11 protein-coding genes and 1 tRNA gene are annotated in these 12,059 nt (G+C 60.7%); 10 read left to right on the plus strand and 2 right to left on the minus strand.

From position 1 onward, the window contains the following. Positions 1 to 14 precede the first annotated feature (14 nt). The 10 genes from lolA to cysG all read left to right on the plus strand — a co-directional run bounded on the left by lolA (position 15) and on the right by cysG (position 9,456). Positions 15 to 641 carry an outer membrane lipoprotein periplasmic chaperone LolA gene (gene lolA / locus SCL_RS06155; protein WP_096360401.1) on the plus strand — a complete coding sequence of 209 codons (627 nt, stop codon included), beginning with the start codon at positions 15 to 17 and terminating at the stop codon, positions 639 to 641. 212 nt (positions 642 to 853) lie between these two features. Continuing rightward, the gene (locus SCL_RS06160; protein ID WP_172426077.1) at positions 854 to 2,197 is read left to right on the plus strand and encodes a replication-associated recombination protein A; all 1,344 of its coding nucleotides are present in this window, start codon (positions 854 to 856) and stop codon (positions 2,195 to 2,197) included. A 15-nt stretch (positions 2,198 to 2,212) separates the two neighbouring features. After that, a complete protein-coding gene (locus SCL_RS06165) occupies positions 2,213 to 2,725 on the plus strand; it encodes a tetratricopeptide repeat protein (RefSeq protein WP_172425948.1) in 513 nt (170 codons plus the stop codon). Positions 2,726 to 2,765: 40 nt separating this feature from the next. Further along, positions 2,766 to 3,140, plus strand: coding sequence for a fluoride efflux transporter CrcB (crcB, locus tag SCL_RS06170; RefSeq protein WP_096360404.1), 375 nt, complete (start codon positions 2,766 to 2,768; stop codon positions 3,138 to 3,140). After that, entirely contained in the window at positions 3,137 to 3,445 is a 309-nt protein-coding gene (locus SCL_RS06175) for a DUF190 domain-containing protein (RefSeq protein WP_096360405.1), read from the plus strand. Before crcB ends, SCL_RS06175 begins: the two co-directional genes overlap by 4 nt. Positions 3,446 to 3,477: 32 nt before the next feature. Next, positions 3,478 to 4,758, plus strand: coding sequence for a serine--tRNA ligase (serS, locus tag SCL_RS06180; RefSeq protein ID WP_096360406.1), 1,281 nt, complete (start codon positions 3,478 to 3,480; stop codon positions 4,756 to 4,758). Between the two features lie 86 nt (positions 4,759 to 4,844). Then, positions 4,845 to 7,079: a glycosyltransferase gene (locus SCL_RS06185; protein ID WP_096360407.1), complete on the plus strand. Its 2,235-nt coding sequence runs from the start codon at positions 4,845 to 4,847 to the stop codon at positions 7,077 to 7,079. After that, positions 7,057 to 7,815 carry a cellulose biosynthesis protein BcsS gene (gene bcsS / locus SCL_RS06190; protein WP_096360408.1) on the plus strand — a complete coding sequence of 253 codons (759 nt, stop codon included), beginning with the start codon at positions 7,057 to 7,059 and terminating at the stop codon, positions 7,813 to 7,815. The genes SCL_RS06185 and bcsS overlap by 23 nt, the downstream gene beginning before the upstream one ends. A gap of 48 nt (positions 7,816 to 7,863) precedes the next feature. Continuing rightward, positions 7,864 to 7,953: transfer RNA gene (locus SCL_RS06195), tRNA-Ser, on the plus strand. Between the two features lie 105 nt (positions 7,954 to 8,058). Beyond that, complete coding sequence (cysG, locus tag SCL_RS06200) at positions 8,059 to 9,456, plus strand: siroheme synthase CysG (protein WP_096360409.1); 1,398 nt, start codon at positions 8,059 to 8,061, stop codon at positions 9,454 to 9,456. 118 nt (positions 9,457 to 9,574) lie between these two features. On the opposite strand, the gene SCL_RS06205 is transcribed toward cysG, so the two are convergent. Then, positions 9,575 to 10,243 (minus strand): response regulator, encoded by a 669-nt coding sequence (locus SCL_RS06205; protein ID WP_096360410.1) that lies wholly within the window; start codon positions 10,241 to 10,243, stop codon positions 9,575 to 9,577. Between the two features lie 140 nt (positions 10,244 to 10,383). Further along, positions 10,384 to 12,012, minus strand: a complete 1,629-nt coding sequence (locus SCL_RS06210) for an ATP-binding protein (RefSeq protein WP_096360411.1) — start codon at positions 12,010 to 12,012, stop codon at positions 10,384 to 10,386. Between the last annotated feature and the right edge of the window lie 47 nt (positions 12,013 to 12,059).

Genomic DNA, 12,059 nt, shown 5'->3' on the forward strand with positions numbered 1-12,059 from the left:
CTATTCGCCCACGCATGAAGCGCTTTCTGATTTTATTGCCTCTCCTGTTTCTGACGGGCCTGACCCAGGCCGCGGAGGCCCCCAGGTCCGGGATTGACAGCCTGCGCCGGTTTTTCAGCGAGGTTAACAGTTACAGCGCCCGTTTCACTCAAGTGGTGCTGGACGAGCGCCTGAGCCCGATCCAGGAATCCTCCGGCACGCTCTGGATCGAACGGCCCAACAAATTCCGCTGGGATTACGAGAAACCCTACAAGCAACGCATCGTCGCCGATGGCGAGCGCCTCTGGGTTTACGATGTTGGCCTGCAACAGGTGAGTGTGCGGCCCTTGTCGGGCGGTCTGAATGATACTCCGGCCATGCTGCTTGCCGGCCGCGGCCGGCTGGAAGACAATTTCACCATCAAGCCGCTCAGCATGCAGAACGACAGCGAATGGGTGCAACTTTCACCCCGGCGCAAGGACAGCGGCTACGAGGATATTCGCATCGGATTTGCGCAAGGCAAGCTGCGCGTGCTGGAGATGGTCGACGGTTTCGGGCAAGTGACGCGCGTGACGTTCCAGTCTTCCCGGGAAAATCCGCGGATCGAGCCCAACCGCTTCAGTTTCACCCCGCCAGAGGGCGTGGACGTGGTGGGTGAGTAAAACCGCGCCTCTCTCTCAGCTTTAAGGGTTTCTAACAAAATAGATAGACAGGATTAACAGGATTTACAGGATTAAAAACTTTGCGAAATTAATGATCTTGTTAATCCTGTGAATCCTGTCCATTTTTTTATTTGTTCTGGGTTCCAAGTTTGTTACGCGCCTGAAAGAGGTTAATCGTGGCGACACAGGACCTGTTTCCGGAAAGCCAATCCATGCCGTGGCAGCCGCTGGCGGATCGCATGCGGCCGCAACGGCTGGAGGATTTTTTCGGTCAGTCGCATTTGCTCGCGCCGGGCAAGCCGCTGCGGCAGGCGATCGAGGCCGGCATCCTGCATTCCATGATTTTCTGGGGCCCGCCCGGCACCGGCAAGACTACGCTGGCGCGCCTCATCGCGCGGCGCACCCAGGCCCATTTCATCGCCATCTCCGCGGTCTTCGCCGGCGTCAAGGAAATCCGCGCGGCCGTGGAGGAGGCGAAGCAGGCGCGCGCCGGGGGCCATGCCACGGTTTTGTTCGTGGACGAGGTGCACCGCTTCAACAAGGCGCAGCAGGACGGATTTCTGCCTTACGTGGAAGACGGCACGCTGACCTTCATCGGCGCCACCACGGAAAATCCCTCGTTTGAGCTGAACAACGCCTTGCTGTCGCGCGCCCGCGTCTACGTGCTCAAGGCGCTGACGGCGGAGGAAATCCGTCAGGCCATCGACCGTGCACTACTGGACGAAACCGCCGGCCTGGGGACGCAGCATCTGGAGATGCCGCCGGAGGCGCGCGAACTGCTGGCGCAGGCGGCCGATGGCGACGCGCGCCGGGCGCTGAACCTGCTCGAGATGGCTTCCGACCTGGCGCCAAAGCAGGATGGCCGGCAGACCGTTACGGCTGATCTCATCAAGGAAGTCGTCACCGGCGGCGTGCGTCGCTTCGACAAACAGGGCGAGGCGTTCTACGACCAGATATCCGCGCTGCACAAGTCGGTGCGTGGCTCCGATCCGGATGCCTCGCTGTACTGGTTCGCGCGCATGCTCGACGGCGGTTGCGACCCGCTGTATATCGCGCGACGCGTGGTGCGCATGGCTTCGGAAGACGTCGGCAACGCCGACCCGCGCGCCCTGCAGCTGGCCTTGAGCGCCTGGGATGTGCAGGAGCGTCTGGGCAGCCCGGAAGGGGAACTTGCCGTCGCCCAGGCTGTCGTTTACATGGCCTGTGCACCGAAAAGCAATGCCGTGTATACGGCCATGGGCGCCGCCATGGACGACGCGAAAAAACAGGGCTCGCTCGAGGTACCGCTGCATCTGCGCAACGCCCCGACGCGCCTGATGAAGGAGCTGGGTTATGCCAAAGGCTATCGTTATGCCCACGACGAGGCCGAGGCCTATGCCGCCGGCGAGAATTATTTTCCGGATCAGCTCGGGAAGCGCCAGTATTATTTTCCCACCGAACAGGGATTAGAGGGTAAAATCGCCGAGCGTTTGGCGCATTTTCACGAGCTCGACAAAATGGCGCGGGAATCCGGCGTCGGACAGGAAAAAAGCAAGCCCGGCAAGAATACCAAGTAACCTTTTATGACGAACATGAATCGCACAAAGCTGATCATCGCGGGTCTCGCCCTGGTTCTGTTCACGCTGCCGTCGGCGGCGGACAAGCCGGCACCTCCTGCCCCCGCAGTTGATAATTTCCAGAGTGGCACCTCCGCGTTCAACGCCGGCCAATATTCAAAGGCGCGCGAATTATGGCTGCCCCTGGCGGAGCATGGCGATCCACGGGCGCAGCATGCGCTTGCCCGCCTGTACGAGAAAGGAAATGGCGTGGACCGTGATTTCAAGGTGGCGGCAGGATGGTTTCTGAAAGCGGCAGAACAGGGACATGCCGACAGCCAGTACCGTCTCGCCGTGGGTTACACCTTTGGATTGGGCGTGAAGCGAGATGAAGCCATGGCGCTTTCCTGGTTGCGCAAGGCGGCGAATAACGGCCATAAACGCGCGCAGAAAACACTGGCGCGGGCCTATGAAGACGGCCGCTTGGGCCTCGTGGCCGACCCGGAGCAGGCGAAGTACTGGTACGATAAGGCCAATTCCGGCTCGTGAAATAAACATAAATCCTTCCATCCGTGAGACGCGTATTCCCATGAGACAGGTGCTGGCGATAGCAGCGGGCGGGGCTGTCGGCAGCCTGTTGCGTTTCTGGATGTCCACCTGGGTGCATACGTTCACCGACCGGTCGTTTCCCTACGGCACGCTGGTGGTGAACGTGCTGGGATGCCTTGCCATGGGCTTTTTGTTCGTGCTTTTCATCGACCGGCTGAGCGACAACCCGGTGTTGCGCGCCGGCATCCTCATCGGCGTGTTGGGCGGCTTCACCACCTTTTCGTCGTTCTCCATCGAAACCTTCAACCTGATCGAGCAGGGCGCCTGGGTCAGGGCAGTGGCCAACATGAGCGGAAGCCTGGTGCTGTGCATCGGCGCCACCTGGATCGGCGTGATACTGGGGAGACAGGTATGAAATTCAGCGAAGTCACCGTGGTGCGGATCTATCTGACCGAGACCGGCGAATTGCAGAAAACCCTGCTGGCCAAACTGCACGATGAGGAGAAGGTGAAGGGGGTGACGGTGTTCCGTGGCGTTTCCGGTTTCGGCCGCTCCGGCAAGATGCATTCCTCGTCTTTGCTGGATCTGTCGCTGGACCTGCCGCTGGTCATCGAGTTTTTCGATAAACCCGACAAGGTGAAACATATCCTGACACACCTCAGAAAAATACTCCCGGCCGGGCACGTGGTGTCGTGGAACGCGCACGTGAACGAAGACTGATATATCGTTATGACACGGATATTCTTGCAGGCATGATCGACCCGAAACTGCTCCGCGCCAGCCTTGATGAAGTCGCACGCCAGCTTGCCCGCCGTGGTTACCGGCTGGACACGCAGGTGCTGGCCGCGTTGGAGGAAAAGCGGAAGAAAGTGCAGGTGATCGCGCAGCAGTTCCAGAGCGAGCGCAACGCCAAATCCAAGGCGATCGGCGCGGCCAAGTCGAAAGGTGAAGACAGCTCGCGCCTGATGCAGGAAGTGGCACAGATCGGCGACGCACTCAAGCAGTCGGAAACCGAGCTCGAACAGATCCAGAGGGACCTTGACGAAATTGCGCTCGGCATCCCCAACATTCCGCATGCCAGCGTGCCGGACGGCAAGGACGAGAATGACAACAAGGAGGTCCGCCGTCGGGGAGAGCCGCGCCAATTCGATTTCACGCCGAAGGACCACGTCGATCTGGGCGCGGCGCTCGGCATGATGGACTTTGACAGCGCGGCCAAAATCGCCGGCGCGCGTTTCGTGGTCATGAGCGGCGTCCTGGCGCGCCTGCACCGCGCGTTGATCCAGTTCATGCTCGATCTGCACACGCGCGAGCACGGTTATACCGAGACCTACGTGCCATATATGGTCAATGCCGACAGTCTGCGTGGCACCGGTCAGTTGCCGAAGTTCGAGCAGGACCTGTTTGCCCTGAGCGGGGAGCAGCGCTACTACCTGATCCCCACCGCCGAAGTGCCGGTGACCAATATCGTCCGCGATGTGATCGTTGATGCCGGACACATGCCACGGAAGTTCGTCTGCCACACGCCGTGTTTTCGCAGCGAGGCGGGTTCGTACGGGAAGGATACGCGCGGCATGATCCGCCAGCACCAGTTCGAGAAAGTGGAACTGGTTCAGGTGGTGCGGCCGGCGGATTCGTATCAGGCTCTCGAAGAGCTGACGGGTCACGCGGAAACCGTGTTGCAGCGTCTTGAGCTGCCATATCGCGTGGTCGCGTTGTGTGCCGGCGACATGGGTTTCGCGGCTGCCAAGACCTATGACATCGAAGTGTGGCTGCCGGGCCAGCAAAAATACCGGGAGATATCTTCGTGCAGCAATTTCGAGGACTTCCAGGCGCGCCGCCTGCAGGCGCGCTGGCGCAACCCGCAGACCGGCAAGCCGGAACTGGTGCACACGCTCAACGGCTCCGCGCTCGCGGTCGGGCGCACCCTAGTGGCAATTATCGAGAATTATCAGGATGATACGGGCGCCATCCGGATACCTCGCGCCCTCCAGTCCTACATGGGCGGAGCTGAAAAAATAACAGCCGCGTAGCGGCGTCCGTTTGTCCTGCCCCTTTTGCTATAATCGGCGGCAAATTCGGGGGAGAGTCTCTGTCCAAGAGACCTAGAATTAATAAAGTGGTACCGGCTTCCAATCGGGCAGTAACCCGGCTTCGCGCGCTGATCGTCCTGGCGTTCGTTGTCTATGCGCCTTATTACCTGATCTGGCGTCTGGGCACCTTCAATCCGGACGCCCCGTTTTTTTCATGGCTGATCTGGGGCGCCGAGGTGTTCGGTTACCTGACGGCAGTCCTGCATATTTTCATGGTCAGCCGCCTGACGTCGCCGCAGGCCGACTCCCCGCCGCAAGGCCTGACGGTCGATGTGTTCATTCCCACCTATAACGAGAGCGTCAGTCTGTTGCGGCATACGCTGCTGGCCGCTACGCGCATGGAGTATCCGCATCAGACCTGGCTGCTGGACGACGGCAACCGTCCCGAAATGGCGGCCCTGGCCAAAGAGCTGGGTTGCCGCTATCTGGCGCGAACTGAAAATACCGATGCCAAGGCCGGCAACTTGAATAACGCACTGTCACACAGTCAGGCGGATTTCGTCGCCGTCTTCGATGCCGATCACGTGCCACACAAGGATTTTCTCAACCGGACACTGGGTTTTTTCCAGGATGAAAAAGTGGCGTTTGTGCAGACGCCGCAGGATTTCTACAACCTCGATTCCTACCAGCACCGGCGCCATCGGCGCCTGAGTTACATCTGGACCGAACAGTCCCTGTTCTTCCGCGTGATACAGCGCGGCAAGGACCGCTGGAACGCGGCCTATTTCTGTGGCAGTTGCGCCGTCCTGCGACGCAGCGCCCTGGACAGCATCGGCGGCTTTGCCACCGGTACGGTCACGGAGGATTTGCACACCTCCATACGCCTGCACAAGAAAGGACATAAGGCGGTCTATTATCCGGTGAGTATGGCGTTCGGCCTGGCTCCGAATTCCGTGCGCGCGTTCCTGCTGCAGCGGCAACGCTGGGGGCAGGGCGCCATGCAGGTCTGGCGCAAGGAAGGCATTTTGTTCACGCGCGGGCTCACTCTGCCGCAGCGTTTGAATTATCTGGCGTCGGTGTTGACCTACTTCGACGGTTGGCAGAAGACCATTTTTTACCTGGCGCCGGCCGTGGTGCTGCTGACGGGCGTCATGCCGATCAGCGTGCTCGGAAAGGATTTCCTGCTGCACTTCATTCCCTTCTACATCCTGTGTTTCTGGGCCTATGAAGAGGCGGGCCGCGGTTATGGCGGCACCGTGCTGACCGAGCAATACAACATGGCCCGCTTTGCCACGTTCGCGTTGGCGACCATCGGCGGTTTCGGGCGGCACCTGAAGTTCACCGTCACGCAAAAGATCAGCCTGGAGCGGGACCGGGCGCGGACCGTGATTCCGCAGTTGTTCGTGCTGTTGCTCAGTATAAGCGCCATTATCATCGGGGCGATCCTGTGGCAGTCGCAGCAGCATCTGAGCCCCGGCGCCTTCTGGGCCAACATCCTCTGGGCCAGCATCAATCTCGGGCTGGCCGGCGCCGTGGTGCGCTTCACGTTGCGGCGCAATCACCGCCGGCGCGAGTATCGCTTTCCGATCCCGCTGCCTGCCTTCATCGGCAAACCGGAAACCGGCAGGGTGCTCGGTCTGGTGGAGGACATCTCGGCGGACGGCTGCCGTTTCATATCCGAGAAGCCGGTGGCCACCGCAGCCAATGTGAATGGTGAAATATTTCTTCCCAGTGGACGCATGCCATTTGCCGCCAGTATCAGCCGACATTATGAAGCAGTGACACCATCCCGGAGCAGCCGCGCCAGATCGCATGAATCCGGAGAGCGCGCATCGCGTAAAAAGCTTGAGTATGGGCTGGCGTTCAAGTGGAAATCCGCCAACGACGCCGCTCAATTGGAGAATTTTCTGTATGGATCGGATGTGCAATGGCAGATTCTGGATTTGCATGAGGGTGTGACGACTCCTGTGGCTTGGGCTGTCGACCTCTTCACCTCCGGAAAAAGTGAAAGGGTTTCCGAAATCTCGCCGGGAGAATGGCTCCCGGTGATTTATCATCCGTCCGGCAAGGATGGCCAGCAGGACAGGTTCGCCGTGTTGTCCCGGACCGACTGGGCCCGGAAACCCGCCAGGCTGATCATGTTCGAGCCGGTGCCGCCGGATACACACCTCAAGCTGTATATTTTCGGACACATGCCGCGCGACCGGGTGCTGGGGACAGTAACGGACGTGCAGAAATTGCCGACAACCATCGCGGACATCTATCTGTCTCGCGTGACGCTGGAACCCATACACACGGATGAAATCACCCGCCAGTCATAATTCCTCCATGCCGACGCCGGCCTTCCGGTTATTGGCGGTGTTGCTCTGGACGTCAGCCAGCCTGGCATGGCCGGGGCAGTCCCATGCTCGGGAATGGCTCGGCCTGACCGGGGTGGAAATGGCGGAGCAAGGCAGTGCCTATGCCTTCGCCGGCGCCATCGTGCCGTTCGGTACGGATGCCGCGCTCGGTCAGGGTTGGGTGCAGCGTTACTGGCTGGATTGGGTGAAATATCGTTTCGAATCGGAAGCGGAACAGGTACAGGCCCGGGCGCCGGGATTTTCCGCATCACTCGGCTACCAGAACAGCGACGGCACCGGTTCCTGGGCGATATATGCCGGGGCCGGATACCGGGATACCGGTCTCACGCCCGATCGGCTGAACGCGCGGGTGCGTGACACCCAGAGCGCGCTTTTATTGCTGGCGGAAACGGACCGCCGTTTTGCCGAAACATGGCGTTTTACCGGCGCGGTCCAGTATTCGGCCGGCCCTGACAGCTACTGGTCGCGCGTCAAGTTTTTGCACAAATCGCCCAGCGCCACTTTCTGGTCTGGCGTGGAGATCGTGTTTCAGGGCGACCCCGATTACAAGGCCTACAAGCTCGGATTTGTCCTCGACGAGATACCCGTGACCAGCCGGGCGAGCCTCAATTTCAAGCTCGGGGCGGTCAAGACAAAGGGTCTCGAAACCGACGCCTATGCCGGCATTGAGCTGGTGGGCGTTTTCGGCAACAAATAAAATCCTGTCTAGCCTGTGTGTCTGGTTCTGGGCTATTCTCGTTTCCTTGGAGGGATGGCCGAGCGGTTGAAGGCACCGGTCTTGAAAACCGGCAGGGGCTTACGCTCCTCGTGAGTTCGAATCTCACTCCCTCCGCCACTTCCTGTGCGCGTATTTTCCTCCGCCGCCACATCACTTCCTGAATATCACCGAAGAAATAGGCTCCGGGACGATCGAGCCGGCATTCCGGGTTATAATTCGCCCATGGATTTTCTCCCTATTTTCCTCAACCTCAGGCAACGTCCCTGCGCCGTCATCGGCGGCGGCGAGGTCGCGTCGCGCAAGATATCCCTGCTGCTGGATGCCGGCGCCCAGGTCACCGTGTACGCCCCGGAGTTGGCCGACACGATACGGCGCTGGGCCAGCGACGGCAAAATCAGGCATGTGGCCCGGGAGTTCCGTCCGGAAATGCTGGAAGGCTGTGTGCTGGTGATCGCAGCGACGGATGATCGCGCCGTCAATCAGCAGGTATCAGAAACCGCCAGGGCGCGCGGTATCCCGGTCAATGTCGTGGACCAGCCGGATCTGTGCACCTTCATCATGCCATCCATTGTCGACCGCTCGCCGGTCATCGTCGCGGTGTCCACCGGTGGCCGTTCGCCGGTGCTGGCGCGACTGATCCGCGCGCGCCTCGAAACGCTGATTCCCGCAGGGTATGGAAGACTGGCCAGACTGGTGGCGTCATTTCGCGACAAGGTCAAGAAGCGCTTTGCTCACTCATCCCGGCGCCGTCAATTCTGGGAGGAAGTGCTGCAAAGTCGTGTCGCCGAGCTTGTCTATTCGGGACAGGAGGAGGCCGCGGAAAAGGCATTGCAGCAGCGCCTCGACGCCATCGACGGCAGCCAGCCGCCGGTCGGGGAAGTGTATCTGGTCGGCGGCGGTCCGGGTGACCCGGATCTGCTGACCTTCCGTGCCTTGCACCTGATGCAGCAGGCTGACGTTGTCGTTTACGACCGTCTGGTGTCGCCGGCGGTGCTCAATCTCATACGTCGCGACGCGGAGCGCATTTATGCCGGCAAGGAACGCGATAATCATGCGATCCCGCAGGAAGACATCAATCACCTGCTGGTGCGGCTCGCGAAAGAGGGCAAGCGCGTGGTGCGTCTCAAGGGCGGCGATCCCTTCATCTTCGGACGCGGTGGCGAGGAGATCGACACGCTCGCGGCCGAGGGCGTCCCGTTCCAGGTGGTGCCCGGCATCACCGCCGCCGCCGGCTGCGCCGCCTATGCCGGTATTCCGCTTACGCATCGTGATTACGCCCAGTCAGTCGTGTTCGTGACCGGGCATTTGCAGGACGGGACCGTCAACCTGAACTGGAAGGCACTGGTGCAGCCGGATCAGACCGTGGTTTTCTACATGGGATTGCACGGCATCGAGACCATCTGCCGCGAGCTGATGCGTCACGGCATGCCGCCGACGACCCTGGCGGCGCTGGTGCAGCAGGGCACGACGCGCAACCAGCGTGTCCTTACCGCGGACCTCGCGACTTTGCCCGGCATCGTGGAGAAGGCGCAGGTGAAGGCGCCAACACTGATCATCGTGGGAGACGTGGTGCAGCTGCACGAGCGGCTGCGCTGGTTCGAGCCGACCGCCGCGAATTAATTTTTTAATAAGAATTTAACCGCCAAGAACGCCAAATTTTTATTGCTTTTTGAGTAATAGCCTTTCTTGGCGACCTTGGCGTCTTGGCGGTTCAAGATCATTTTTCAAAGATTCTTACTTAACTTTCGTTGTTCTGTGCTTTCTTTCTGCCGAGACCCTGTTCGACAGCGATGACCGCGGCCTCGACGCGCGAGTGCACGCCCAGTTTGCGCAGAATGGCCTTGACGTGCAGCTTGACGGTGCCATCCGTGATGTTGAGATCGCGCGCGATCATCTTGTTGCTCTGACCTTCCGCGACGTGGCTCAGGATTTCCATCTCGCGCGGCGTGAGGTCTGAAAGCGGGGCCGCGGAGCGTTTCGGCGGTTCTTGCGCCTGCCCTTGCACGATGCGCGCCAGCGTTCCCACCATTTCCTTGGCTACCACGTTGTCGCCGCGCAGGGCGGCTTCCAGCGCCGGCACCAGATCCTCGGGTTCCATGTCCTTGAGCAGGTAACCCGCGGCACCGCCGCGCAGGGCGGCGCGCAGGTCGGCATCATCGCGGCTCATGGTGAGCATGAGTATCGGCACCGTGACGTTGCCGGCACGCAGTTTTTCCAGGGTCTCAATGCCGTTCATTCCCGGCATTTTGATGTCCAGCAGGACGACGTCCGGCGCGAGCGCCAGGGCCTGCTGAATGCCTTCCTCGCCGCTGCCCACGGACGCCACCACCTCCACGCCCCGACTGCGCAACAGTTCCTCGAGGCCCTTGCGGACCAGGGCATGGTCATCGATCAGCAGGACGCGCAATTCTTGACCCCTTTGGAGGAGATGATTTCAAAAACAGGTTTAACCGCCAAGACGCCAAGATCGCCAAGTTTTTGGATATACATGTCCGGTTTTCTTGGTGGCCTTGGCGTCTTGGCGGTTCAAAATCTTTTTTGTCGGCGTTATTTGGCGGCCGTCGTTTTTGCCGGCACGACCGGGAACGATAACACAATACGCGTGCCTTCGCCGGGTTCGCTCTCAATGGTGAGTTCGCCCGGGAGACGTTCCGCGCGCTCGCGCATCACGGAGAGCCCGATGTGCTCGCCGGGCCGCGATTCAGAAACCGGCGCGATGCCCTCGCCGTCATCCTCGATCAGCAGGGTATAGCCGCCATGACTGTCGTTATTAAGCAGGATGCGGGCGTTGCAGGCGTGGCTGTGCTTGCGGATGTTCGACAGGGCTTCCTTGACGATGTGGAATATCTGGCTTTCCTGCAGCGGTGTCAGGCTGAGCCGGCGGCACTCGTTATGGAAATAGACGTTGATGCCGGTCTCCTGGCTGAAACGTTCCACCATGCCGGCCACCGCCGGCACCAGGCCGCGCTCGTCGATTTTCAGGCGGTAGTTGGCCAGCAGTTCGCGCAGGCTGTCGTGCGCCTCGTCGATGGCGCTGCGCAGATGACGCACCTCGCTTTGCGAGGCGCGCAGGTCTTTCTTGTGCAGGGACTCGCCGAGCATCTTGACCTGCAGGCGCATGCTGACCAGGCCCTGGGCCAGCGAGTCGTGCAATTCGTTGCCGATGATATTGCGCTCCTCCATGATGGCGATCTGCCGCGCGTGATTGTCGAGCCGGGATTTTTCCAGCGCCAGCCCCAGGTGCTTGCCGACGCTGTTCAGCAGATCCTGGATATCCTCGCCCAACGCCGACATCGGCCGGTCGAGAAACAGGTTGTATACGCCCAGGATACGGTCCTGGTAAGTGACCGGGACGACAACGAATTCCTGGCAGTCGCGTTTCAGCATCGGCATGCCCAGCAACCTGGCGCAGGGTTGGGTACCGTGCTGGATGCGGATGCCGCCTTCTTTCGCGGCCCAGCCGCACTGGCACAGGCTGGTATCCATGGTGCGGTCCTTCTCGACAACTTCCGCCGACAGACCGCGGCTGGCGACCAAGCGTGTCTGGCCGTCACCGGTAAGCAGGCGTACTGTCGCGGCGCGGGCATCCACCAGCTCGATGAAAGTATCGAGAAAGCTTTCCAGCAACTTGTCGAGATCGCCCGGCTGGCTGAGGCTCGAAGCCACGTCGTAAAGAATGTCCAGCGACTGGGTCTTGCGTGCCAGGCGCACGGTCTGGGCGCGCACGTGCGAGTCCATTTCCATGGTCAGCGACTTCAGCTCGTCGCTCAGACGGTTGATGTCCTGCGCCAGTTCACGGAACTCGCCGCCGCCCGGAACCGGGATGCGCGCGGACAGATTGCCGCCGCGCATGCGCAGCGACCAGTTGCGCAGGTGCGACAGAGGCTCCACCAGATCGCGGCGCACGCGCGCGATGATCAGCCAGACCAGTGCCAGGCCCGCCAGCAGCAGTGCGCCCAGCAGCGGATAAAACGTATTGGCATGTTGCGGATTGGCCATGATGAGGAACGCCATGGCGCCAACGCCGGCAAACACCAGCGACAGTCCGAGCAGCGGCAGTGTCAGGCGATTCAGGAAAAGCCAGTATGTTTTTTGTTGCCAGCCCGCGGCCGGCGGCATCGTCAGCGTGGCTGGCAGGGTGGAATCCGATTCAGACCGTTGCGGGGAAGCGTTCATATATACGCCGCATCCGTGAGCGGCGGAAATCCGTGGAACATTAACAA

Source organism: Sulfuricaulis limicola, assembly GCF_002355735.1.
GTDB lineage: Bacteria > Pseudomonadota > Gammaproteobacteria > Acidiferrobacterales > Sulfurifustaceae > Sulfuricaulis > Sulfuricaulis limicola.